Source organism: Vibrio sp. QJM3NY_21 (assembly GCF_057785975.1).
The window spans coordinates 565,016-590,926 of the sequence record NZ_CM173513.1; the positions used below are offsets into that span (position 1 = coordinate 565,016).

A 25,911-nucleotide genomic window follows, 5' to 3' on the forward strand; every position below is an offset into this window, starting at 1 on the left:
GGAATTGGTGTGAAACAGTATTTAGATCTCTGTCAGCGTATCGTTAATGACGGTACTTGGATTGAAAATGAACGCACAGGCAAGCGCTGCCTAACCGTAATCAATGCTGACCTTGAATATGATGTTGGTAATAACCAATTCCCACTGGTAACAACACGTAAAAGTTTCTGGAAAGCCGCAGTTGCTGAGCTGCTTGGCTATATCCGCGGTTACGACAATGCTGAAGATTTTCGCAAACTAGGGACTAAAACTTGGGATGCGAATTCTAACCTGAATGAAGCATGGCTGAATAACCCTTACCGCAAGGGTGAAGACGACATGGGCCGTGTTTATGGCGTTCAAGGACGTGCATGGGCAAAACCTGACGGCGGTCATATCGACCAACTGAAGAAGATTGTTGATGATCTAACAAACGGCATTGATGACCGCGGCGAGATCTTAAACTTCTATAACCCAGGTGAGTTCCACATGGGTTGTTTGCGTCCGTGTATGTATAGCCACCACTTCTCTCTGCTTGGTGACACTTTGTACCTAAACAGTACTCAGCGCTCTTGTGATGTTCCATTAGGCCTGAACTTCAACATGGTGCAAGTGTATGTGTTCCTAGCAATCATGGCACAAATCACTGGTAAGAAAGCCGGTGTGGCTTACCACAAGCTGGTTAATGCACATATCTACGAAGATCAACTCGCACCTATGCGTGATATCCAGTTGAAGCGTGAGCCTTTAGCTGGGCCAACATTCCATATCAATCCTGAGATTAAGTCTTTAGAAGATTTGGAAACGTGGGTGACGATGGATGACTTCTGGGTTGAAGGCTACGAATGCCACGAAGCGATTAAGTACCCATTCTCGGTTTAATCTAATCTGCTTTGATTGACTGATTGATCGAAAGGCTGCCTCTGCGCAGCCTTTTTTATTTCTGATGCTTGGCTTGCTTACCATTCGTAAAACCAATAATCTTGAGTGGTCTTTTCTAACCACAGAACTACTATGACTCGCTCGCATTGCTTTGTATTGCAACACGACTTTCCTATTGCTTTCTACCCTGATAAAAACCAGTTGGTGATTGATAGTGAAGAGATTCATTTAGAGCCACTACAAGCAAGGCTGCTCAGCTATTTCATCGAGAAGCGCGGGCAAGTGGTTAGTACGCAGCAGATAGCTGCTGATGTGTGGCAAAGAACTCAAGTGTCTGACAACTTGGTCAGACAGGTCATCAGTTTATTGCGCAGTCAGCTTCTGGATAAAGCACGTCCGTATCGCATCATTCAAACCATTCCTAAGCAAGGTTATCTGTTTGATATTGAGATAATTCAGCCTAGCGTTGAGACTACTCCTGCAGAAGATATACTCCCACCTGAAACTAAAGTTGTTGTTTCTAAGCCCAAAAATAAAACTATCGCTTTTATTACAACCGCTGTATTAGCGTTCGGTTTGATCGCAATTTTGGCATGGAAAAGCGATGTCCCAACCAATGACACTGTGGGTATTGCCGCTCATCAAAGTAATGTGATTCCCGTTTATATCCATGATATTACGCTCGATTCTGCGGACGATTATGAGATGTCGGAAAGTGTATACAACTATCTTTTCTATGGATTGAATTCGGCTAAAAACTTATCGGGTTACCACTTCTCTCAGCTATCGAAACAGGGCAAGCAATCACTTGCCAATAATGGTGTCGAACTTAAAGGTTGGCTCAAGAAAAAGGGCGGTGACTATGTACTGAGCGTGCTGATACAAAACAACCGCCAGCCCAATCAAAGCCAGAAAGTGGAAAAGAGCTTTAGCCAAGACAACTTCTTTGATGCCATTGGGGATGTGATTCTTGAGATTAAAGCCATAATTGCCCCTATGAGTTCAGAATACGGCGTAGTCAGTCATCGAGTGACCGCTATTGATAACTACGATGATTGGAAGGTTATTTCAGAGGGGATATCGCTTTTCTACCAAGGCAAAGGTGGACAGCCATTTGCAGAGATCGCACTTCAGTTGGATACGATTCAACAGCAAGGAAGAGACAATTATCTGGTCAATGCCTTATTGTCGTATTCGGAATCTTTGGCTTATTTGCAAAGTCATGAGCAAGAAGATCGCGAACATGCACTGCAACTGGCAAAGCAAGCCTTTGAGATGAATCCGCGTTGTGATATTGCCAACCTTACGTTGGGTCTTGCACTGTTAATCAACCAACATGCTAATCAAGCTTTCCCTTACCTTTTTTATGCTGCCGAAAGTACACCGAGCCCAATCAGTTTTTATCTACTTAGTGTGGCTGACAAGCTGTCGGATAACCCCGAAGGTTCGCAATACAACTATCAGCGCTATACCGAAGTGAAAAAAGAGTATAATGGCCAACTGTTTGATCTTATTAAATCTTTATAAAAAACAAACCTTTCCTAAACCATATAATTCTCTTTGAAGTGAAGACGTTGAGTTACCGCTAATAGTAACGGCTCTTCCGCAAGGTTTTCTTGTGCCGACAGGCTTCTCAACATGTTTGATTATTGTTTGGACTCAGGCTCGATTGCCTTGCATCAAGCGTAAAAACATCGACTTCCACATACTGGTAACCAAATCATTAATTATTTGGGGTACACACATGTTGAAGAAGTTTGCTTTTCAGATCATTCCAATTCAGATCTTCTTATTCGTCTTTTGGTTCAAAAATGGCTTTATCGATAAAGTGATGGGCGTTGTGCTTGGCTTTATTACGCCAGATACCGCTTATTCAGGTGACACTTGGGCTGGCTGGAAAGGCTATATTGTAGGAACTTGGGATAAGAGCCAAATCGGTCATGCTCTGCTGAGTCCAACATTCGATTTTATGTTCCCGATTTTGATTGCTTTGCAATGTGTGCCGTTTTTACTGGTTCTTCGTTCGGTGATCGCTGGTGAATTCATGGCTGGTAAAGAACGCCCGTGGTTACTCTATGCAGCTTTTTCTTCTCTATTCGTGACAAGTTGTATGGCTTTCACTCAAACCATCACTGGCGCAAGCGACGGACAGTATTTATGGCAATTTATCGGCTTTGGCATGGTTGCCATTATGTATCTGCGTAATGAGCAAGGTAAGTAAGCGTTTTTTTAGATGCGAATAAACGAGATGCGGGATACGAAGAGCTAGAACTGAGTCCTCTGGTGAGTAATATTTTCTCTGCCGATTTTCTCATATTTCGAATTTGCTTTTAGCTCTTCGTTACTCGTTCACTCGCATCCAGTATCTGCTTTTTGCTTCCCTCATCTGCTCTTAAACAGAAAAAGCCCGCAACCTAGGAGGTTGCGGGCTTTGTTATAAGCGATGTGTCTTGTTAGCGGTTAAGCTATCTAATTATTTAGCGATTAAGCCGTCAGTGCTAACACGGTACCAGGCAGTACAAGGAATACCGCAATAAGGTAACCAGCCACTACAGATTTATTCTTCACAGCCATGTCAGAAATAATATCAGCGGCTTTTACTGGTAGTTCACGTAGGAACGGAATACCAAAGATGAATACCGTTGCCATGATGTTGAACACCAAGTGTACTAGAGCAATCTGTAGTGCGAATACTGCGAACTCACCAGATACAGCTGTCGCTGCTAATAGCGCGGTAATACACGTACCGATGTTTGCACCCAGAGTGAATGGGTAAACGTCACGTACTTTAAGAACCCCTGAACCTACTAGTGGAACCATCAAGCTTGTTGTCGTAGAAGAAGACTGAACAAGGATAGTAACGATAGAGCCAGAAGCGATACCGTGGATAGGACCACGACCGATTGCGTTCTTTAGAATCTCACGAGCACGACCCACCATCAGGCTCTTCATTAGCTTACCCATTACCGTGATAGCTACGAAGATAGTCGCGATACCTAGAACGATAAGCATGATACCGCCAACAGTGTCGCCAAATGTCGATAGTGGCTCTTTAATCGCACTGACTACTGGTTTAGTGATTGGCTTGATGAAGTTAAGACCACCCATGCTCATATCACCTGTTGCTAGCATCGGTGATACTAACCAGTGAGAAATCTTCTCTAGAATACCAAACGCCATCTCTAGTGGTAGGAAGATAGCAACAGCTAATAGGTTAAAGAAGTCGTGAATCGTCGCACTTGCGAATGCACGTTTGAACTCGTCTTTACAACGAACATGACCAAGGCTAACTAGCGTATTGGTTACTGTAGTACCAATGTTCGCACCCATGATCATAGGGATTGCTAGCTCAACAGGTAAACCACCTGCCACAAGGCCAACGATAATTGAAGTAACTGTACTTGATGATTGAATAAGTGCTGTTGCCACTAAACCAATCATTAAGCCTGCAACTGGGTGTGAAGCAAATTCGAAAAGAACCTTTGCTTGCTCGCCTGTTGCCCATTTGAAGCCTGTACCAACCATTGAAACTGAAAGTAATAGTAGGTAAAGCATGAATGCCAAGTTAGCCCAGCGTAGCCAACGAGTTGTGCTCGAGATAGGCGCTGCTGCAGTAGTAGCTTGGTTCATAATGTTTTCTCCATTGGACCGTTTAAGTCTGTGTTTGGTCTGTTTGTTTAATCTGAGCGTGATGTTAGAGAACAAATATTTCAGTAATATTACATTTTGGTTTAGGTGAGACTTTTTTGTGATGATTTGCCCTTTAAATATTTGGTCTTGAAATGATCTTATCTTAACTTGTTGTTTTTATTGGATTTTATTTGTATTTTTGATAGGTGATATAGATCTTAAAAGTTAGAGAAAAATTAAAAATAATTGCTGAAATATTACATTATGAAATCAGACACTTCGAAAAAATAAGTGGTAATAACTAGTTTGGTTAGGTTTTTCCGAGTTTGTTGAGCGAAGGTGTCATATTTGATATAACAAGGGTATCTACTCTTTTATTACGGCACATCTATGTCGCACCTCAACTATAACCACCTTTATTACTTCTGGATGGTTTGCAAGCAAGGCTCTGTTACTAAAGCAGCAGAAGCTCTATTCCTAACACCACAAACGGTAACAGGTCAGATAAAAGCGTTAGAAGAGCGTATGGATGGCAAGTTGACCAAGCGCAATGGTCGCAGTGTTGAGCCTACAGAGCTTGGACAGCTAGTCTTTAAATATTCCGATCGTATGTTTGGCCTGAGCTACGAGATGTTGGATATCGTGAATTACAGCCAGCACTCCAATATTCTGTTTGATGTTGGTGTTGCAGATGCGCTGTCTAAAAGGCTTGTCAGCAAGATTCTGATGTCGACTATTCCCCCAGATAACAGTATTCATTTACGCTGCTTTGAATCGACCCATGAAATGCTACTTGAGCAACTGTCTCAACATAAGCTCGATATGATCTTGTCTGACTGTCCGGTGGATTCTAGTCAAAGTCCTGGCCTGTTTAGTAAGAAGTTGGGTGAGAGTGGAATGAGTTTTTTCAGTTCGGGTAAGGTTGAAGGTGTTAGCTTCCCGGCTGTATTAGAGCAAAGAAAGCTTTTGATCCCAGGAAGTCGAACCTCGATGGGGCGTAAAGTGCTGCAATGGTTTGATAGACAAGGACTTAAACCCGATATTTTGGGTGAGTTTGATGACGCGGCATTGATGAAGGCCTTTGCTCGTTATCACGATGACGCTATCTTCTTAGCACCTACGCTTTATATGTCTGAAGTTGAAGAGGATTCATCACTGCAGTTATTGGTTGGTATTGAAGAGTTAAAAGAGGAGTACTACGTCATATTTGCTGAGAGGATGATCCAACATCCAGCAGTAAAAAATGTATGTGACGCAGATTTTAGCAAATTGTTCGAGTGAGGCGGTTTGTTAATGAATTGATATCGATTATCATAACGCCACCATATGCCGGAAATACTAATAGCCGTAGTTGGTGTAAAGGTTGTAGGGAGCCAAACTATGAACTTAAAAGAGATGGAGAAGAACTCAGCGCAAGCTGTGATTCTACTCAAAGCCATGGCCAACGAGCGTCGCTTACAGATTTTGTGCCTATTACATGGTACTGAACTGTCAGTTGGGGAGTTGTGTGGCAAGTTGGAACTGAGTCAGTCTGCTTTATCTCAACATCTTGCTTGGTTGAGAAGAGATGGTTTGGTCGAAACTCGCAAAGAAGCTCAAACTGTGTATTACACATTGAGCAGTGAAGAAGTAAAAGCGATGATTAACCTACTGCATGGTATTTACTGCAAGTAGCTTATTGCTGGTAGGAGGGGGATTTCTTATCAGTGATAGAATGACACAAGGAAGTGTCAGTATTTCATGTCGAATGTTAGTGCCTATCTATTTACCTACCTATTTATCTATTTTCTTGTCTGTTTATTTTCTAGTTGTCTGTTTTTTATATGCTTAGTTGTCTATCGGTCAGCGATATATCTTGTAGTCAGCGATAGGCCTTTAGTAAGCGATAGGCCTTTAGTAAGCGATATACCTTTTAGTCAGCAAATGCGTGTCAGTTAGCCAAATGCCTTTTAGTAAGTAAGTATCTGTCGGTAAACCACGTGCTTTTAAGTAAGCTAAGTAATGTTCAGTAAGAAAAATCGCTGTGTTACTCAAAATTTAGATATAAAAAAACCGGCCGAGGCCGGTTTTTTTCGTTTTGCGTTGTAATCAAATTTCTATTAAAGAGCTTTGATTGCAGCAGCGAAACGAGACTTATGACGTGCAGCTTTATTCTTATGAATAAGGCCTTTAGTCGCCATGCGGTCTAGAAGAGGTGTAACTTCTACAAGAGCAGCAGTTGCAGCTTCTTTATTGCCAGCTTCAATAGCTGCAATAGTTTTTTTCATGTAAGTGCGCATCATAGAACGACGGCTAGCATTGTGCTGGCGACGTTTCTCAGCTTGGATAGCGCGCTTCTTAGCAGATTTACTGTTTGCCAAGGTCTAACTCCCAAAAACTTAGTTCGGTGACAATTTAAGGGCGAGGACTATCCCTCATAGGCGCTTAATTGTCAAATGATTTGTGCAAAAACCAATCTCAGCCAAAACAAATTTTGGTATGGAAAGGTCATCGCGGTTAAGATGGCGGGGATTCTAACAGCATTTTTAGACCAATGCTAATAATTATGCTTCTAAGGACAGGATAGTATTTATCCTTGCTTGAAAGTAATCAACCAGTGTCAGAGGTTTCTGTGAGTAAACGACTATTAAAGTCAGGCCTGATTGTCAGTGCAATGACTTTTGTTTCCCGTGTGTTGGGGCTAGTACGTGATGTAGTAGTAGCAAATTTGATGGGAGCAGGAGCGAGTGCCGACGTATTTTTCTTCGCTAATAAAATTCCTAATTTCTTACGTCGACTTTTTGCAGAAGGTGCGTTTTCTCAAGCGTTTGTTCCTGTATTAACAGAATATCACGCCGCAGGTGATAAAGATAAGACACGAGATTTAATTGCTAAAGTGTCGGGTACGCTCGGGGTTTTAGTGTCTATAGTGACCGTTATCGGAGTCTTGGGCTCGGGTGTGATCACTGCGATGTTTGGTGCAGGTTGGTTTATCGACTGGTTGAATGACGGCCCAGCAGCCCCTAAATTTGAGCTGGCGAGCTTTATGCTCAAGATTACCTTTCCTTATTTATGGTTTATTACCTTTGTTGCCTTATCTGGTGCAATCCTCAATACCATGGGTAAATTTGCGGTTTCGTCATTTACACCTGTTTTCTTGAACGTAATGATCATTGCTTGTGCTTGGTTTCTTGCTCCTAATTTAGAACAGCCTGAAATTGGCTTGGCAATCGGTGTGTTTCTTGGTGGTTTAGTCCAATTCCTTTTCCAAATGCCTTTCTTGATAAAAGCGGGTGTTCTGGTTAAGCCGAAGTGGGGCTGGAGAGATCCGGGCGTTGTAAAGATCCGCACGCTAATGATCCCAGCTCTGTTCGGTGTATCGGTCAGCCAAATTAACTTATTGTTTGATACCTTTATTGCTAGCTTCCTAGCGACCGGTTCGATCAGTTGGTTGTATTATTCAGACCGACTGCTTGAATTCCCACTAGGTCTATTCGGTATTGCGATTGCAACTGTCATTCTTCCTGCTTTGTCTCGTAAACACGTTGAAGCTCAAGGTGAAGGGTTTGCGCACACAATGGACTGGGGTGTGCGTATGGTGTTGCTGCTTGGCATTCCTGCGATGTTAGGCCTGATAGTGTTAGCTAAGCCGATGCTGATGGTGCTCTTCATGCGTGGTGAGTTTTCGCCACATGATGTACAGCAAGCATCAATGTCATTGGTTGCTTACGCATCGGGTTTGCTTAACTTCATGCTGATTAAAGTGTTAGCTCCGGGCTATTACTCTCGCCAAGATACTAAAACCCCTGTGAAGTACGGCATTATCGCTATGGTTACCAACATGGTGTTCAACGCGATCTTTGCTTACTTCTATGGTTATGTTGGTTTGGCGATTGCGACGGCCTTGTCTGCCTTTGTGAATATGACCTTGCTATATCGGGGTTTACATCTTGCGGGTGTCTATCAATTAACTAAGACAACCTTGTTGTTTAGTGCCAAGTTGCTTGTCTCTGGCGTAGTGATGGTCGCGGCGATTTTATGGCAGTTGGATAATATGCAACATTGGCTTGAATGGAGCTTTAGCCAGAGAGCGCTGACATTAACAGGCTTGATTGGACTTGGTGGCTTTGTTTATATTGTTTCGGTACTGATTTTAGGTATCCGAGTAAAACATTTAAAAGCAGCGACAGATTAATACTGATTAGTATATAATCCGTCGGTTTCACACAATAAATGATGCAAATAACAGGTTTTAGCTGATCATAATGGAACTGATCCGAGGTATACACAATATTAAAGCGCAGCATCATGGCTGTGTATTAACCATAGGTAACTTCGATGGTGTTCATTTAGGACATCAAGAGGTTCTGAGTCAGGTTTCTAAACAAGCTGCAGCATTAGGGCTCCCTTCTGTTGTCATGACGTTTGAACCACAGCCTATGGAGCTGTTTGCCCGAGGTAAAGCGCCAGCACGTTTAACTCGCTTACGAGATAAATATGTGCAACTGAGTAAGCTAGATATCAGTCGGTTGTTGTGTGTGAATTTTAATCAGTATTTTGCAAGCTTATCCGCAGAAGCATTCATTAAGGATCTTTTGGTTGATAAGCTTGGTGTGAAATTCTTAGTGGTTGGTGACGATTTTTGCTTTGGCAAAGGTCGAACAGGTAATTTCGCGATGCTTAAAGAAGCAGGTGAAAAATATGGTTTTGAGGTGGTAAGCACCCAAAGCTATTGCTTAAATCAATTACGAGTAAGCAGTACTGAGATACGGAATGCACTAGCGGTCGATGATTTGGCTGCAAGTGCTACCATGTTAGGGCGTGACTACAGTATTAGTGGTCGTGTGTCTCATGGTCGTAAATTAGGGAGAACTATCGGTTTCCCTACCGCTAACATTCCATTAAAACGTTGTGTTTCTCCTGTATCGGGAGTGTATGTTGTTGAAGCATTGGATATCGACGGTGTTCCTGTCGGTGGCGTTGCTAATATTGGACAACGACCAACGGTTAATGGTGTAAGGCAGCAATTAGAAGTGCACTTTTTTGACTTTAAAGCCAATTTATATGGTAAACAGTTAGAAGTACGACTTTTGCACAAACTGCGCGACGAGATAAAATTTGAATCGTTCGACGCACTAAAGAATCAAATAGAATTGGATGCTGAAGCCGCAAGGGTGTGGCTGCTTCAGCTAAAGAATTAGTCGGATGATTCCACCGATTAACATAATGTCTAACTTCGCCCAATATAACGGAATTAAGAATCGATGAGTGATTATAAAGATACCCTGAACTTACCAGAAACAGGGTTCCCAATGCGCGGCAATCTGGCAAATCGTGAACCAGAAATGCTGAAGCGTTGGTACAAAGAAGATCTTTACGGTGAAATCCGTAAGGCAAAGAAAGGTAAAAAATCTTTCGTGCTGCATGATGGCCCTCCATACGCGAACGGCGACATTCACATTGGCCACGCGCTGAATAAGATTCTTAAAGACATTATTATCAAATCTAAGACCCTTTCTGGTTTTGATGCACCGTACATCCCAGGTTGGGACTGTCACGGTCTTCCAATCGAGTTAATGGTTGAGAAGAAGAAAGGTAAGCCTGGTCAGAAGATTTCAGCTGCTGAATTCCGCGAAGAGTGTCGTAAGTACGCTGCGGGCCAAGTTGAAGGTCAGAAAGAGAGCTTCAAACGTCTTGGTATCATGGGCGAGTGGGATAAACCTTACCGCACTATGGATTTCGGCACTGAAGCGAACATCATTCGTTCTCTAGGCAAAATCGCAGACAAAGGTCACCTTCTTAAAGGTTTTAAACCCGTTCACTGGTGTACTGACTGTGGTTCTGCTTTGGCTGAAGCTGAAGTTGAATATAAAGATAAAGTTTCTCCATCTATCGATGTGAAATTTACAGCAGCTGACGAAGCGGCGCTTCTAGAGAAGTTTACTCTAGCGGAAGGTCACGCGGGTCAGGGCGAAATCTCTATCGTTATCTGGACGACAACACCGTGGACTCTGCCTGCTAACCGCGCAGTATGTCTACGTGATGATCTTGAATACGTACTTATCCAAGTTGAAGCGAATGGCGAACAGCCAGCTCAACGTATCGTTGTTGCTTCTGAACTAGCAAAAGACGTAATGGATCGTACAGGTATCGAGCACTTCCATAACCTTGGTTTTGCGACTGGTGCTGATCTTGAGCTTTCTCAGTTCAACCACCCGTTCTACGATTTTACTGTTCCTGCTGTTCTTGGCGACCACGTTACAACGGATTCAGGTACTGGTGTGGTTCACACTGCGCCTGGTCATGGTCAAGAGGATTTCGTGGTTGGTAAGAAGTACGACCTAGAAATCGCTAACCCAGTAGGTTCAAACGGCGTTTACCTGCCAGATACTGAGCTATTTGCTGGTCAGCATGTATTCAAAGCGAACGATTCTGTTTTAGAAGTTCTAAAAGAGAAAGGTGCACTACTGCATCACCACGCTTACGAGCACAGCTACCCACACTGTTGGAGACATAAAACTCCAATCATCTTCCGTGCAACACCGCAGTGGTTCATCTCTATGGATCAAGCTGGCCTACGTGCAAAAGCACTAGAGTCAACGAAGAGTGTTGAATGGATGCCAGAATGGGGTCAAAGCCGTATCGAAGGTATGATCGAAGGTCGCCCTGAGTGGTGTATCTCTCGTCAACGTACTTGGGGTGTGCCAATTGCTCTGTTCGTTCATAAAGAAACATCAGAACTTCACCCAGATAGCCCAGCTCTTATTGAAAAAGTAGCGAAGCTTGTGGAAGAAAAAGGCATTCAAGCTTGGTGGGATGTAGATGCTGCTGAACTTATGGGTGCTGAAGACGCTGACAAGTACGAGAAAGTACTTGATACGTTAGACGTATGGTTCGACTCAGGTGTAACGCACTTCTCTGTTGTGGATTCTCGTGAAGAGTACAACTTCCCGAATGAAGAAAGAACGCACAGTGCTGATCTGTACCTTGAAGGTTCTGACCAACACCGTGGCTGGTTCCAGTCATCTTTGATTTCATCTATCGCGATGAAAGACGAAGCACCATACAAGCAAGTGCTAACGCACGGTTTCGTGGTTGATGGTAACGGCCGTAAGATGTCTAAATCTATCGGTAACGTTGTTGCTCCTAAAGATGTAACCAACAAGCTAGGCGCAGATATCCTACGTCTATGGGTTGCTTCTACGGATTACACTAACGAAGTTGCGGTTTCTGACGAGATCCTTAAGCGTTCTGCTGATGCTTACCGTCGTATTCGTAACACGGCTCGTTTCTTCCTAGCGAACTTGAACGGTTTCAACCCTGAAACTGACCTAGTGCCTGCTGAAGAAATGGTAGCACTTGATCGCTGGGCTGTTGGCCGTGCTCAAGCTGCACAAGAAGAGATTGTTAAAGCATACGGTGAGTACAACACTCACGGTGTGACTCAACGTCTAATGCAGTTCTGTTCTATCGAAATGGGTTCTTTCTACCTAGACGTAATTAAAGACCGTCAGTACACAGCGAAACAGGGCAGCCATGCTCAACGTAGCTGTCAAACGGCGCTTTACTACATTGTAGAAGCTCTAGTTCGTTGGATGGCGCCTATCATGTCGTTCACTGCAGATGAAATCTGGAACGAGATGCCTGGCGAGCGCGACACGTTTGTATTCACAGGCGAGTGGTTCGAAGGCCTATTTGGTCTTGCTGACGACGAAGAGCTAAGCAACGAATTCTGGACTGAAATCCAGTCAGTTCGTGGCGCAGTGAACAAGCTTCTTGAAGATGCTCGTAAAGAGAAAACGATCGGTGGTGCATTGCAGGCTGAAGTGACTCTATACGCTGACGACGCACTGGCTGCTAAAATCAACAAGCTAGAAGATGAGCTACGTTTCGTACTTATCACCTCTGCTGCTGTTGTTAAGCCGCTTAGCGACAAGTCTGATACAGCTCAAGCGACAGACGTTGCAGGTTTATACGTTGAAGTCGCAGCAACTGAAGCTGAGAAGTGTGACCGTTGCTGGCACCACACTCCAGATGTAGGCACAATCGAAGGTCACGAGAAAATTTGTGGTCGTTGTGTGTCGAACATCGACGGTGAAGGCGAAGTGCGTAAATACGCATAACGACTCAGAGAAAGACTGAACTTTTTGTAAAAATCATAGCCCCAGTATCAACTGGGGTTATTTTTAATTATAGGAAATGTGTTTAACCGAGTGGAGTGCTCATCATCCCTTAAACAGGATGATTAAATGGGTACTGGCTTCGTAAATACTAGGAATAGAAATGAGTGAAGTTTCGTTAAAACAATCTGGTGTGCGTTGGTTATGGCTGGCTCTGTTGGTGTTCCTTGCTGATATCGGTATCAAACTCTTTGTCATGGACAACATGGGTTATGGCTGGGCAAACCGTATTGAGGTGTTGCCATTCTTTAACTTTTTGTATGTCCATAACTATGGTGCAGCATTTAGCTTTCTGAGCGATCAGAGTGGCTGGCAGCGTTGGTTATTTACTGGTATCGCCTTTGCGGTAACGGGCATGCTGACATACTGGATGAGCAAACTACCTGCGGCAGAGAAGTGGAATAACATTGCTTATGCGATCATCATTGGTGGCGCGGTAGGTAACGTATTTGACCGAGTAGTACACGGCTTTGTTGTCGATTACTTAGATTTCTACTGGGGTACTTACCATTGGCCTGCATTCAACTTGGCTGATATGGGGATCTGTATCGGTGCTGCGATGATTATCTTAGATGGCTTTCGCAAGAAAGATGAAAGTAAATAGGCGACTCAAGCATTAATGAGTATTAAGTAAATCGCTTTTAAATAGATTGCCCTAAAGTCAGTCTATGACTCACAGAATAGAATAGCCCTAAGCGCTGTCGGTTGATTCCGACGGCGCTTTTTTTTATGCTTCAGTCAACAAGGAAGCAAAGCACAGCGCATCCTCAAATAATAAAGAAATCTAAGGAAAGTAACGTGGCAGCAATTAAAAATGATTCAGCAGTAACTCTACATTTTACGATTAAAATGAAGGATGGTTCAGTTGCCGATAGCACCGAAAATATGGGCAAGCCCGCTAAGTTCGTTATGGGTGATGGTAGCCTAAGCGAAAACTTCGAAGCGTGTTTGCTTGGGCTTGAAGCTGGGACGGAAAAGTCTATCGAACTGAAAGCACAAGATGCGTTTGGTATGCCTAACCCAGACCATATCCACCACATGGATAAAGCGAAGTTTGCTGGTGGTACTGATGTTGAAGTCGGTACTATCATGGCTTTCTCAGGTCCTGACGGTATGGAGATCCCGGGTATTATCACTGATATTGCAGGTGATTCAGTGACCGTTGATTTTAATCACCCACTAGCAGGCCAAGACGTTACGTTTGACGTCAACATCTTAGCGGTGGATTAACTATTTTAGCGGTGGACTAACTATCTTAGCGTTAGAATCGCTATCTTGACGGTTGAATAACATCACCTTACAGCTGTGATGTAACCCAGAGCTTCACTGTCTAGGCGCTTCACTGTAGAATGCGAGCCTCGCTGACAGCGAACTCTATAGAAGCAACCTTAGTACCGCGGTAAATGATGAGCAATGAAATGAAAATAATGTTAGCTAACCCTCGTGGCTTTTGTGCCGGTGTCGATCGTGCGATCAGTATTGTTGAGCGTGCACTCGAAATGTACCAGCCACCGATCTATGTTCGTCATGAAGTGGTACACAACCGCTTTGTTGTTGAAGGGCTAAAGCAACGTGGTGCTATTTTTGTCGAAGAGTTAAGTGAAGTGCCAGACGATAACATCGTGATCTTCTCTGCTCACGGTGTTTCTCAAGCCGTTCGTAAAGAAGCGAAAGAGCGCGAACTCACCGTATTTGATGCAACGTGTCCTTTGGTAACCAAAGTCCATATGGAAGTTGCTCGTGCGAGCCGCAAGCATATGGAAGTGGTTCTGATTGGTCACGCGGGTCACCCAGAAGTGGAAGGCACCATGGGTCAGTACGCTAGCCAAACAGGTGGAATGTACTTGGTTGAGAAACCAGAGGACGTACAGAACCTAGTGGTGAATGATCCAAGTAACCTGCATTACGTTAGCCAAACCACGTTGTCAGTTGATGAAACTGCAGACGTGATTGAAGAGCTGCGTCGAGTGTTCCCTGAGATCCAAGGCCCACGTAAAGACGACATCTGCTACGCGACTCAAAACCGTCAGGACGCAATTCGTGAGATGGCCGGTGATGTTGATGTGGTGATAGTTGTTGGTTCTAAGAACTCATCGAACTCAACTCGTTTAAAAGAGCTAGCTGAGAAGCTCGGTACGCCAGGTTATCTAACAGACTGCCCTGAAGACATTCAAACTGAATGGGTTGAAGGAAAAAAGAAAATCGGTGTAACAGCCGGTGCTTCTGCTCCTGAAGAGTTGGTAAACCAAATCTTAGATCGTATTCGTGAGCTGGGTGCTACCGAGGTTGAGGAGATTCAAGGTCGTGAAGAGAACATGTTCTTCGAAGTACCGAAAGAGCTGCAGATTAAGCAAGTCGACTAATCACTATTGATGTGTGACAAGATCGATTCGCAAACACTATTGATTTGTAAACAGCAGGAAGCCAACGTTGATGCGTTGGCTTTTTTGATCGCGCTTTAGAACAAGGCGTCGAATTTCTAACGGGTTACTGGAGACCGAGCTGCTCTTTTAAGGCTTTTAGATAGCGACGACTGACAGGCACTTCAAAACCGGTCAGCGTGATGATCTCCGCTAACCCATTCTCTAACAGTTTGATCTCTTGGATCGATTTTATGTTGATCAAGTATTGTCGATGACAGCGGATTAAGTCGGTTTTTTCTTCCAAGATCTTTAGGGTTAACTGCGATGTTGCTGTTTGTGATGAGCTACGAACATGAACACCACTGATATCGGAATAAGCACACTCGACCGTTTGGCTTGCCATGATCACAATACGGTTATGGCCGATGCACGGGATTTGCTCTAAGTGACAGGGAGCAATCGCAGAGATATCTTGTTCCGGTGTTTTCTGGTTTTGTTTTATGACCTTGTTAAGACGACAAACGCTCTTGTTTAATCGACAGGGTTCAACTGGCTTAAGTAGGTAGTCAAAAGCATTATCCTCGAACGCTTGGATCGCATATTGGTCGTAGGCGGTCACGAATACCACGTAAGGCATCGTGTCTGGATCAAGCATGCTTAACAGTTCAATCCCGGTAACCTGCGGCATTTGGATATCCAAATACACCACGTCAGGCTTAAGCAGATTGATCTGTTTAAGTCCTTCGATCGCGTTACTTGCTTGGCCGATGATTTCCACTTCTCCTGTTTCGGTCAGTAGTTCAATCAGTTCTTCGCGAGCAAAAAGCTCATCATCGACAACTAATGCCTTTAACATCCTACAATCTTCATCTTGGTTCTATCCCTGCTTGATTCACGCTTATCTTTTAAATGTCTGCTTCTAAATGTTTCAACTCGGAGCGATTCGTCTCCGAAAATACCTTTATTTTAGTATAGGTATGATAAAGCTCATTCGAGTGAATTGCTGTGGTTGAGATTCTATTTTTAGTGCTGAATCTTGTCCAAAGAAATTAGTGAGTCGTTTATCAACAATTTCCATCCCTAAACCGACATGGTCTTGAGAAGGCTTTTGATAGTTGCCTGCATTGTCTTCCACGATCAGCTTAAATCCACCCTCGAAGGCTTCGCTATAGATCTTCACTTGGCCGCCTTCCAGCATGTTAGAAATCCCATGTTTGATGGCGTTTTCAACCAGTGGCTGCAGGGTAAAGCTTGGCAGTTGCGACTCGTACAGTTGTGGGTCGATATCCCATTCCACTTCTAATCGATCGGTAAAGCGTGCTTTCTCTATGGTTAGATACGCATTCACGTGTGCCAGTTCATCTTTGAGTTTTACAGTGTTGATGTTCTGCTTCAGGTTACTTCTAAAGAAGTGAGACAGATGCTGAATTAGCTCCCGAGCTTTATCTGGGTCGCGACGTGTCACTGCGCTGATGGTGTTAAGCGCATTGAACAAGAAATGTGGGTTCACTTGAGCGTGCAGCAGTTTTATTTCTGCTTGGGTAAGTAGCGTTTGCTGTTGTTGATAATTACTAAACAGGATCTGGCTCGACAATAGCTGAGCGATACCTTCACCCATCGACATATTGATGGTCGAGAATAGTTTCAACTTTGGTTCATACAGTTTGATGGTTCCGATGACTTCGTTTCCTGCTCTTAACGGGATAATTAGCGCGGAGCCTAACTTACAATCCTGCGAAAGGGAGCATTGGTATGGATTCTCTTTGCCATCAAGGTAGATGATGTCGTTCTGTTCCATCGAAGTGAGCGTGCTCTGCGATGAAATAGGGGTGTTCGGAATATGGTGTTCATCACCAATGCCGATGAACGCTAGGATTTTTTCTCGGTCGGTGATTGCCACCGCACCAACGTTGGTCTCTTCGTAAATGATACGCACGATTTTTTGCGCATTATCCGAATTGAATCCACCATGCAAAATACCCACTGAACGCTCGGCGATGGTTAATGCGCGGCGTGAGAAAGTTGCCGAATACTTCTCGAAGATGGTTTTCCGATCTTGGATGATGCTCATGAACAGCGCCGCACCGACCGAGTTAGCAATGATCATTGGCGCGGCAATATCAGAAACCAGAGCGTAGGACTGCTCGAATGGTTTCGCGACCGCTAACAGAATTAGCATTTGAATAATCTCTGCAAACAAGGTAACAGAGAAAACCACCAATGGATTAAACAGCTGGCTCGCTTTGTTCTTTCTGACGAGATAAACGTGCAATAGGCCGCCAATCAAGCCTTCAGCTGTGGTGGAAATAGCACAAGCCAAGTCTGTGAATCCGCCTAATGAGTAACGGTGAATACCGCCAGTAAAGCCGACGGCAAAGCCAACGACAGGGCCGCCAAATAGACCACCCATGACCGCACCCATCGCGCGCGTATTGGCTATCGCGTCATTAATCTGTAGTCCAAAATAGGTGCCCATAATACAGAACAGAGAAAACAGAACATAACAGCTGACTTTATGACTTAAGCGTGAAGAGATGCTCAACAAAGGGAGAATCAGTGGAGTTTTACTTAGCATGTAAGCAATTACTAAGTAAACACAGGTTTGTTGCAGCAGAGAGAGAATGAGTTCCATATTTTCACCTATTGAGACGCTGGTTAAGTGTAAAGCTCATTGCGTGGTAACGGTAGCTTTGCTTGTGTTTTCGTTGGTTATATCGAGTGACGATTGCTTGTCGGGCGGAGATACCAATATTGATGTACTAATGCTGAGATACAGTAAAGCCCATCACAGAGGACGGGCTTTAGTCATAATTTCCACGAATCACTGGGTGATTACGGGAGCAAGCGAAGTGTGTTTGGCTTGTTCTTTCGTCTCTCTATGAAGACGTGTCTCTTGTTCTCAAGAGTCTGAAAGAACTAGGCGGTTTTGGTGACGCCTTTTGCTTCTTTTTCTTCTTCATCAGCAAGGTCGATATCGCCTTTGCCTTTTGAAATTTTGATAACGTAAGCCGCAATTCCGAATGCACTCACCACGCCGATGATGGTTGAAAGCTGCATTGGTAGACCGAAGCCCAGTTGGCTGTTGTTGAGGATAAATGTGATACACACAGATGTCATGAACACAGCTGGAACCGTTGTTACCCAGTGTAGTTTATTGTGACGAAGTAGGTAAGCCGAAGCTGTCCATAGCATCATGACTGCTGTTGATTGGTTAGCAAAACCGAAGTAGCGCCAGATGATGCCGAAGTCTACTTGAGTCAGGATGCCACCGATAACGAACAGTGGTAGAGCCATCAGTAGGCGGTTACGCAGTGTCTTCTGTTCCATGTTGAAGTATTCAGCAAGGATAAGACGGCTTGAACGGAACGCTGTATCACCAGAAGTGATAGGTAGGATAACCACGCCAAGGAAAGCAAGGATACCGCCGAACACACCCAATAGACCAAATGAAGCGCTGTATACCACGTTACCTGGGCCGCCGTTTGCAATCGCGTCAGACAAAGACTCAACAGAACCGAAGAACGACAGAGCAAGTGCACACCAGATTAGAGCGATGATGCCTTCACCAATCATTGCACCGTAGAATACGAAGCGACCGTTCTTCTCGTTTTCCATACAACGCGCCATCAAAGGAGACTGAGTTGCGTGGAAGCCAGAAATAGCACCACATGCGATAGTGATGAATAGAGCAGGCCAAAGTGGTAGGTCATTCGGGTTCATGTTGGTGAACATGTCTTTCATCTCGAAGCCACCCATGATTTGGTGCTCGTCAGATAGACCAATCGCAGTGATTAGGCCAACAGACATAAAGATAAGTAGTGCACCGAACAGTGGGTAGAAGCGACCAATGATTTTATCGACAGGGACAATCGTTGCGATGATGTAGTAAGCAAAGATGATGACAACCATAGTGCTGGTAGACATCACGAAATCAGTTTGGTCGTTCACTAGGTTAGTGATCATGCCTGCTGGAGCAGAAACGAATACCACACCAACCAGAAGCAGTAGAACAATGGCAAAGATGTTCATAAAGTGTTTTGCGCCATTGCCTAGGTAACGTCCAGTGATGGTTGGAACCGAAGCGCCACCATTGCGGATAGATAACATACCTGAGAAGTAGTCGTGTACGGCACCTGCGAAGATACAACCTAGCACGATCCAAAGCATTGCTGCTGGGCCGTAAAGGGCACCCATGATAGGGCCGAAGATTGGACCTACACCTGCAATGTTAAGCAGTTGAACTAGGTAAACCTTTGGCGTCGACATTGGAACGAAGTCCACGCCGTCTTGCTTAGTATGAGCTGGTGTTTGACGCTTTTCATTGATACCGAAAATCTTCTCGATAAAGGCACCGTAAATAAAGTAGCCACCAATGAGTGCTGCAACACAGGTAAGAAACCACATCATAATTTGTTATCCCTGAATGTATTAATTAAGTCAGGGTGTATATTAAAGGAGTGTATGAGAAGAAACTTCCGCTATGAGAGTGAGTGGTCGAATAGCTAATTAAGTGGTGTTATAACTGATTGAGCGGTTTGTTCTCTTGCTGAAGAGGACAACAATAGACAATGAGTGGACATCAGTACGTGTTCAGCGGAGAATCGCCACAATGGCAGCGCTTCGTCAGGAAGTGGTGAAGTAACAATATAAAGGATTGAAATGAAAAAAATAATAGCACTATTCGCCGTGGCATTTAGCCTTGCAGGATGCAGCGCCAATGTTCAAGATTTAGCGGCCGAAGGCAATTGGCAAGAGATTGGCTATCGTGACGGGATCAAAGGTAACACTCAACGTTCTTACCAAGAGATGACTAAGCTTGGAACGGTAGACCAATCAAGCTACAGCAAAGGTTACTATCTAGGTGTTGCTGAATACTGCAACCCAAACCATGCTTATCAAATTGGCTTATCTGGCCAGGTTTATGAAGGCGTTTGTTCAGGTACGGAAGACGCTCAACGTTTCCGTATGGAATGGCAGCGCGGCTGGGATGAGTTTTCTAACGACTACTAAGCTCAAACTAGCGATTAGAAAATAAAAAGACCAGTGCCGCATGTGTACTGGTCTTTTGTATGTCGTTAAAGTAGCTGTCTAAATGAGAAGCTACAAACCAAATTAAGATTACTGATTATTCTCGACCGCTTTTCTCAAGAAACCATTTTGTTGATCAAGTTGAGCCTTAGCTGATTCTAACCCCAGCCCTGTCAGAATCATCAAAATAGACAGTTTTACATCATAATCGGTGGTTTTAAGTGTCGAAACTGCAAGGGCTTTATCACACTCCGTCGCTTGGATAACGATACGAGCAGCGCGGGCAACCAATTTTTCATTGGTTGCTTTTACGTCGACCATCAGATTTTGGTAGCTCTTACCGATACGAATCATGCTGGCAGTCGTTAGCATATTTAGCACTAATTTTTGCGCCGTACCTGATTTGAGGCGTGTTGAGCCAGTCAATGCTTCCGGGCCAACCACTGGGCTTATCGCGATTTGAGCAATCTCAGCAATCGGAGAGCCAGGGTTACAAGACAGCGCAACCGTCACCGCGCCAATCTGATTGGCGTAGTTTAGTGCACCAATTACGTAAGGTGTGCGGCCACTAGCCGCGATACCTACCACGACATCATTTTCTGAAAACTGAATTGCATTCAGATCTTCAATACCGAGAGTCAGCGAGTCTTCAGCGCCTTCTTTGGCTTTTAAAATCGCTTCGGGTCCGCCAGCGATGAGGCCGATAACCATCTTGTCTGAAACGCCAAAAGTCGGAGGGCATTCTGAGGCATCTAAAACACCTAGTCGGCCACTGGTGCCTGCACCCATATAAATCAGTCGACCACCGTTTTGAAAAGCGTGAGCGATCTTATCAACCGCTTTCGCTATCTGGGGCAGTTCCGCTTCGATCGCCAGTGGAACCTGTTTGTCTTGTTGGTTAATCTTTTCAACCACTTCGAGAGAGGTGAGCAGATCAATATCCATAGTGTCAGGGTTTCTCCCCTCCGAAACGAGGTGCGAGAGCGCTGATATGAGAGCGTCGTTACTCATAATGATCCTTAAATGGTGATTCTAAAATGGTGGTTCTAAAGTTGTTTAGTCAGCACGATATAGAACGCCTAGAGAGGCAGGTCTACTTGCGCCAGTCACTTCTGGTAAATTACTTGGCAGTTGATGAACATGACGTTGAGCAAGCCAAGCAAAGGCCATCGCTTCCATGTAATCGGCATCAACGCCTTTAGTGGTCGTCGACTCAACCTCCCAGCTAGGAAGCAGTTCAGACAGTCTCTTCATCAACAATGGATTTCTCGTACCACCGCCACACACATACAGTGCAGGTTGGTTACCCAGGCGATAAGTCTCCACTTCATTGGCTATCGTCAATGCGGTGTATTCACAAAGCGTGCGCTGAACATCTTCTGCTGCAAGATCTTTAAATTCTGTTAATTGTTGCTCTAGCCACGGTAGATTAAATAGCTCTCTGCCGGTGCTTTTCGGTGGCATTTGAGATAGATAAGATTCGTTCAACATCTGTTCGAGTAAGGCTTGATTGAGTTGGCCTTTTAGCGCGAACCGTGCATCACGGTCAAACTTCTCACCCGTGTGTTTATCTACCCAAGCGTCCATCAACATATTGCCCGGGCCAGTATCATAACCAAGAGTTGGCTGATTCGGGCGCAGCACTGAAATATTCGATATACCACCAATATTCAACACCACAACCGAGCTGTCTTGCGGGTGAAAGATCGTATGGTGAAACGCTGGTACTAGTGGCGCACCTTGCCCGCCAAGCGCCATGTCTTTGCGTCTGAAGTCGGCGACGGTTTGTATCTCTGTTTTCGCGGCAATGATATTGGCATCGCCCAGCTGCATGGTAAATGGCGAATCACCTGTTGGCTGATGGAATACCGTTTGACCATGATTACCAATCGCACTCACAGAGGATGCAGGTGTACCTGACTTATCGAGAAGTTGCAGAACTGCATCAGCAAATAGATGACCAAGCTGGTGGTCTAGTTCACCAATATCAATCAAATCCGTTTTCTGACCAATACAAACTTCAAGCAGACGGGCTTTGAGACCATCTGGCATCGGGAACTCATCATGAGCCAGTAATGTAATGCTCTCGTCTTCAATCGAGACTAACGCTGTATCAACGCCGTCCATACTCGTTCCCGACATCACACCGATATACAGTTCTTTATGATCCATTCCTAAGCTCTTGCCCTGCATTCTTAAAGTCTTCCACAGATTGGTTTAAAAACATTGTAAAGCAAATTTAAAGAGAATAATCTCGGGAAGTTTATGAAATTAGGTTTAATAAGGGATAAATATGGGACCGTTGTGGGTAGATGTTGCGGGCTATGAGCTAACAGCTGAAGACAGAGAAATTTTAGAGCATCCAACCGTTGGTGGTCTCATCTTATTTGCTCGAAACTACCACGATAGCAAACAGCTTTCGGCGTTAAACAAAGAGATCCGCAAGGTAGCGAAACGTCCTATTTTGATTGGTGTTGACCAAGAAGGTGGCCGAGTTCAGCGCTTCCGCGATGGATTTTCAATTATCCCTGCCGCTCAAGAATTCGCGACTAAGAATAATGGTGAGCAGTTAGCAGAACAAGCCGGTTGGTTGATGGCGGCGGAATTGATTGCCCATGGTATCGATCTTAGCTTTGCGCCTGTATTAGATAAAGGTCACGACTGTAAAGCGATTGGTAGCCGAGCGTTTGGTGAAGATATTGATACCATTGTTCGCCACAGCAGTGCTTTTATTAAGGGCATGAAATCGGTTGGCATGGCGACAACAGGGAAGCACTTCCCAGGACACGGCGGCGTGATTGCTGACTCACACCTTGAAACGCCTTACGATCCTAGAGACGACATCTTTGAAACTGACATGGCCATTTTCAAGGCTCAAATTGAAGCTGGAATATTAGATGCGATGATGCCTGCGCACGTGGTTTTTTCTCACTATGATGACCAGCCAGCGAGTGGCTCTGAATATTGGCTGAAGAAAGTATTAAGACAGCAACTTGGGTTTAAAGGTCTAATTTTCTCTGATGACTTAACCATGGAAGGCGCTGCGATTATGGGCGGCCCTGCCGACAGAGCGAAGGCTGCTCTGAATGCGGGGTGTGACATGGTGTTGATGTGTAATAAACGAGATGCACAAATTGAAGCTCTTGATCACTTAGCTATTCAAAAGGTGCCTTTAGCCAACTCATTGCTTAAAAAGCACAGCTTTGACTTACCGACTCTTCACTCGGACAGTCGATGGAAAAAGGCCTCAGAGCAAATTAAGCGAATGTTAAACGCTGGGTGATAAATAAACACTCTATAAGTTTGAAGAAGGCGATATGAGAAATATCGCCTTTTTTGTATGTGTGGGGCGAGGTTTAAACTGGTTTGTGTATCAGAGTGAATTAAAGAGGGTGTGTAAATTTAATTTTACAGTAAATGTTTTTTATTGTTTACACTTGCAATCGTTTTTGTAGCTGTTATTGTGTTTTTAAAGATTGTTAGCCCAAATGGAAATGTTGGGTGTAAAAATAAATATACAGGTTGAGTTATGCAGAAAAGTGAATTAAGCAATGTCAATATCATCGACGAACAGGTACTGATTACTCCAGAGGAGTTAAAAGCAAAACTGCCTTTGAGTGATAATGCTCGTCGTTTCATTCAAGAGTCTCGTGAAACTATAGCAAATATCATTCATAAGAAAGATCATCGCATGCTTGTAGTATGTGGCCCATGTTCTATCCATGATATTGAAGCTGCGAAAGAATACGCGAAACGCTTAAAAGCTTTATCTGAGCAGCTTAGCGACCAACTGTATATTGTAATGCGTGTTTACTTTGAGAAGCCTCGTACCACTGTTGGTTGGAAAGGCTTGATCAATGACCCTCACCTAGATGGCACTTTCGATATTGAGCATGGTCTGCATGTTGGTCGTGAGCTACTTGTTGAACTCGCTGAGATGGAAATTCCACTAGCGACAGAAGCGCTAGATCCAATTAGCCCGCAATACCTAGCAGATACATTCAGCTGGGCAGCAATCGGCGCTCGTACGACTGAGTCACAAACCCACCGCGAAATGGCGAGTGGTCTTTCAATGCCAATCGGCTTTAAGAATGGTACGGATGGCAATCTAGGTACTGCAATCAATGCAATGCAGGCGGCTTCTTCTAGCCACCGTTTCATGGGTATCAGCCGTGAAGGTCAAGTCGCACTACTCACGACGCAAGGTAACCCAAATGGTCACGTAATTTTACGTGGCGGTAAGCAGACGAACTACGATTCAGTATCTGTACACGAATGTGAGCAAGAGCTGGGTAAGTCTGGCTTAGAGGCGGCACTAATGGTTGACTGTAGCCATGCGAACTCTCGTAAAGATTTCCGTCGCCAACCGCTGGTGGCTGAAGATGTCATCCATCAGATTCGTGAAGGTAATAAGTCGATTATCGGCCTGATGATTGAGAGCCATATTAACGAAGGAAACCAATCTTCAGATATACCTCTCAATGAGATGAAATACGGGGTATCTATTACCGACGCGTGTATCAATTGGGATTCAACTGAGGCACTATTGAAACATGCACATACGGAATTAGTCCCGTTCTTAGAGAACCGCTTGAAAGGTTAGTCAGAGTTTAAATTTAAGTGCCTCATCTAATGGGGCATTTTAAGATCTGTTGCTAACGAACCTGCATCAGTGCGGGCTTTTAGATTAGCACGGGCTTATAGATTAGTAAGGAATAAAATGGCCGTTGAACTGAACGAATTACGCGACCAAATCGATGCTGTCGATAAACAAATGTTGGATTTACTGGCTCAACGACTGGCTCTAGTAGAGAAAGTCGGAGAAGTAAAAAGTGAACATGGTTTACCTATTTATGTACCAGAGCGCGAAGCTGCGATGCTGGCGTCTCGTCGTCAAGAAGCCGAGAAAATAGGGGTTCCACCGCAGTTAATCGAAGATATTTTGCGTCGTACGATGCGTGAGTCTTATGCCAGTGAAAAAGATTCTGGTTTTAAGTGCCTTAACCCAGAGTTACGTTCAGTGGTTATCGTTGGTGGTAATGGTCAACTTGGTGGTCTGTTTGGCCGTATGTTCAAGCTTTCTGGCTACGAAGTGAAAATCCTTGGCAGCCAAGATTGGGATAAAGCCGATGAGATCTTAGATAATGCCGGCCTTGTGGTTGTTACGGTTCCAATTCACCTAACGGAAGGTGTGATTGCGAAGCTGGGGAACCTACCAAGCGATTGTATTCTTTGTGATTTGACGTCGATTAAATCAAAGCCTCTACAAGCCATGATGAACATGCACCAAGGCCCTGTGGTTGGATTACACCCAATGTTTGGTCCTGACGTTCCAAGCCTTGCGAAACAAGTGATTGTTTACAGTGATGGACGTGGTTCTGAAAGCTACCAATGGTTGCTGAATCAATTTGGTATTTGGGGCGCGAGCCTTTGTCAGATGGATGCCGCGGAACACGATCACGGCATGACTCTGATTCAAGCACTTCGTCACTTCACCTCTTTTGCTTACGGCTTGCACCTGAGTAAAGAAAATCCAAACATTGATCAGCTTCTGAAGCTAAGTTCGCCAATCTACCGACTGGAGATTGCGATGGTTGGCCGTCTGTTTGCTCAAGACCCGAACTTATACGGTGATATTATTCTTTCTTCGGATGAGAATATTGAGATGATTCGACGTTTCCACAGTCGTTTCGGCGAAGCATTAGAAATCTTGGATGGGAAAGATAAAGCCAAGTTTGTTGATAGCTTTAATCAAGTCAGTGATTGGTTTGGTGACTACTCACAGCAGTTCTTGCAAGAGAGCCAAAATCTTTTAAAACAAGCACATGACTCGATTCACCGAGGTTAACCTTGGTTTGAAATTATAAAAA

The 25,911-nt window shown here is 44.3% G+C and carries 22 protein-coding genes; 15 read left to right on the forward strand and 7 right to left on the reverse strand.

Going from position 1 to position 25,911, the window contains the following annotated elements; translation table 11 throughout:
- The first annotated feature begins 9 nt into the window (after positions 1-9).
- From AC3CID_RS02505 to AC3CID_RS02515, 3 genes are all read left to right on the forward strand, one after another.
- Positions 10-861, forward strand: coding sequence for a thymidylate synthase (locus tag AC3CID_RS02505; RefSeq protein WP_009848438.1), 852 nt, complete (start codon positions 10-12; stop codon positions 859-861).
- A 132-nt stretch (positions 862-993) separates the two neighbouring features.
- Complete coding sequence (locus AC3CID_RS02510) at positions 994-2,388, forward strand: winged helix-turn-helix domain-containing protein (protein WP_488526902.1); 1,395 nt, start codon at positions 994-996, stop codon at positions 2,386-2,388.
- A 217-nt stretch (positions 2,389-2,605) separates the two neighbouring features.
- A complete protein-coding gene (locus AC3CID_RS02515) occupies positions 2,606-3,082 on the forward strand; it encodes a hypothetical protein (protein WP_171313351.1) in 477 nt (158 codons plus the stop codon).
- A 263-nt stretch (positions 3,083-3,345) separates the two neighbouring features.
- Here AC3CID_RS02515 and AC3CID_RS02520 read toward each other — a convergent pair whose 3' ends face one another.
- On the reverse strand, positions 3,346-4,491 hold the full coding sequence (locus AC3CID_RS02520; RefSeq protein WP_004735026.1) for a Na/Pi symporter: 1,146 nt from the start codon (positions 4,489-4,491) through the stop codon (positions 3,346-3,348).
- A 390-nt stretch (positions 4,492-4,881) separates the two neighbouring features.
- Here AC3CID_RS02520 and nhaR point away from each other — a divergent pair, with 390 nt between their 5' ends.
- The gene (gene nhaR / locus AC3CID_RS02525; RefSeq protein ID WP_004735027.1) at positions 4,882-5,772 is read left to right on the forward strand and encodes a transcriptional activator NhaR; all 891 of its coding nucleotides are present in this window, start codon (positions 4,882-4,884) and stop codon (positions 5,770-5,772) included.
- A 99-nt stretch (positions 5,773-5,871) separates the two neighbouring features.
- The gene (locus tag AC3CID_RS02530; RefSeq protein ID WP_004735028.1) at positions 5,872-6,165 is read left to right on the forward strand and encodes an ArsR/SmtB family transcription factor; all 294 of its coding nucleotides are present in this window, start codon (positions 5,872-5,874) and stop codon (positions 6,163-6,165) included.
- 425 nt (positions 6,166-6,590) lie between these two features.
- On the opposite strand, the gene rpsT is transcribed toward AC3CID_RS02530, so the two are convergent.
- A complete protein-coding gene (rpsT, locus tag AC3CID_RS02535; RefSeq protein ID WP_012603273.1) occupies positions 6,591-6,851 on the reverse strand; it encodes a 30S ribosomal protein S20 in 261 nt (86 codons plus the stop codon).
- Positions 6,852-7,102: 251 nt separating this feature from the next.
- Between rpsT and murJ the strand changes: the two genes are divergently transcribed.
- The 6 genes from murJ (at position 7,103) to ispH (ending at position 15,013) form a co-directional block, all read left to right on the forward strand.
- Positions 7,103-8,665, forward strand: coding sequence for a murein biosynthesis integral membrane protein MurJ (murJ, locus tag AC3CID_RS02540; RefSeq protein ID WP_488526903.1), 1,563 nt, complete (start codon positions 7,103-7,105; stop codon positions 8,663-8,665).
- Positions 8,666-8,735: 70 nt separating this feature from the next.
- Complete coding sequence (gene ribF / locus AC3CID_RS02545; RefSeq protein ID WP_017077722.1) at positions 8,736-9,671, forward strand: bifunctional riboflavin kinase/FAD synthetase; 936 nt, start codon at positions 8,736-8,738, stop codon at positions 9,669-9,671.
- 63 nt (positions 9,672-9,734) lie between these two features.
- Positions 9,735-12,593 carry an isoleucine--tRNA ligase gene (ileS, locus tag AC3CID_RS02550; RefSeq protein ID WP_004735055.1) on the forward strand — a complete coding sequence of 953 codons (2,859 nt, stop codon included), beginning with the start codon at positions 9,735-9,737 and terminating at the stop codon, positions 12,591-12,593.
- A gap of 160 nt (positions 12,594-12,753) precedes the next feature.
- On the forward strand, positions 12,754-13,254 hold the full coding sequence (gene lspA / locus AC3CID_RS02555) for a signal peptidase II (protein WP_004735054.1): 501 nt from the start codon (positions 12,754-12,756) through the stop codon (positions 13,252-13,254).
- 194 nt (positions 13,255-13,448) lie between these two features.
- Positions 13,449-13,880 (forward strand): FKBP-type peptidyl-prolyl cis-trans isomerase, encoded by a 432-nt coding sequence (gene fkpB / locus AC3CID_RS02560; protein WP_146457888.1) that lies wholly within the window; start codon positions 13,449-13,451, stop codon positions 13,878-13,880.
- A 176-nt stretch (positions 13,881-14,056) separates the two neighbouring features.
- Positions 14,057-15,013, forward strand: coding sequence for a 4-hydroxy-3-methylbut-2-enyl diphosphate reductase (gene ispH / locus AC3CID_RS02565; protein WP_029222310.1), 957 nt, complete (start codon positions 14,057-14,059; stop codon positions 15,011-15,013).
- Positions 15,014-15,137: 124 nt separating this feature from the next.
- Here the strand turns inward: ispH and btsR are convergent, their stop codons facing one another.
- The 3 genes from btsR to AC3CID_RS02580 form a co-directional block, all read right to left on the reverse strand.
- Complete coding sequence (gene btsR, locus AC3CID_RS02570; protein ID WP_237300710.1) at positions 15,138-15,869, reverse strand: two-component system response regulator BtsR; 732 nt, start codon at positions 15,867-15,869, stop codon at positions 15,138-15,140.
- Between the two features lie 105 nt (positions 15,870-15,974).
- Positions 15,975-17,645, reverse strand: coding sequence for a sensor histidine kinase (locus AC3CID_RS02575; RefSeq protein WP_114632993.1), 1,671 nt, complete (start codon positions 17,643-17,645; stop codon positions 15,975-15,977).
- 284 nt (positions 17,646-17,929) lie between these two features.
- On the reverse strand, positions 17,930-19,420 hold the full coding sequence (locus tag AC3CID_RS02580; protein ID WP_017077728.1) for a carbon starvation CstA family protein: 1,491 nt from the start codon (positions 19,418-19,420) through the stop codon (positions 17,930-17,932).
- A gap of 252 nt (positions 19,421-19,672) precedes the next feature.
- Here AC3CID_RS02580 and AC3CID_RS02585 point away from each other — a divergent pair, with 252 nt between their 5' ends.
- Positions 19,673-20,023, forward strand: a complete 351-nt coding sequence (locus AC3CID_RS02585) for a DUF2799 domain-containing protein (RefSeq protein WP_017091341.1) — start codon at positions 19,673-19,675, stop codon at positions 20,021-20,023.
- A gap of 108 nt (positions 20,024-20,131) precedes the next feature.
- On the opposite strand, the gene murQ is transcribed toward AC3CID_RS02585, so the two are convergent.
- Positions 20,132-21,052 carry an N-acetylmuramic acid 6-phosphate etherase gene (gene murQ / locus AC3CID_RS02590; RefSeq protein WP_428785683.1) on the reverse strand — a complete coding sequence of 307 codons (921 nt, stop codon included), beginning with the start codon at positions 21,050-21,052 and terminating at the stop codon, positions 20,132-20,134.
- Between the two features lie 45 nt (positions 21,053-21,097).
- Positions 21,098-22,213: an anhydro-N-acetylmuramic acid kinase gene (locus AC3CID_RS02595; RefSeq protein ID WP_488526904.1), complete on the reverse strand. Its 1,116-nt coding sequence runs from the start codon at positions 22,211-22,213 to the stop codon at positions 21,098-21,100.
- Between the two features lie 121 nt (positions 22,214-22,334).
- On the opposite strand from AC3CID_RS02595, the gene nagZ reads away from it, so the two are divergent.
- The 3 genes from nagZ (at position 22,335) to tyrA (ending at position 25,889) form a co-directional block, all read left to right on the forward strand.
- Positions 22,335-23,324 (forward strand): beta-N-acetylhexosaminidase, encoded by a 990-nt coding sequence (nagZ, locus tag AC3CID_RS02600; protein ID WP_488526905.1) that lies wholly within the window; start codon positions 22,335-22,337, stop codon positions 23,322-23,324.
- A 246-nt stretch (positions 23,325-23,570) separates the two neighbouring features.
- A complete protein-coding gene (locus AC3CID_RS02605) occupies positions 23,571-24,644 on the forward strand; it encodes a 3-deoxy-7-phosphoheptulonate synthase (RefSeq protein ID WP_017087557.1) in 1,074 nt (357 codons plus the stop codon).
- A 117-nt stretch (positions 24,645-24,761) separates the two neighbouring features.
- Positions 24,762-25,889, forward strand: coding sequence for a bifunctional chorismate mutase/prephenate dehydrogenase (tyrA, locus tag AC3CID_RS02610; protein ID WP_017072892.1), 1,128 nt, complete (start codon positions 24,762-24,764; stop codon positions 25,887-25,889).
- The last annotated feature ends 22 nt before the right edge of the window (positions 25,890-25,911 follow it).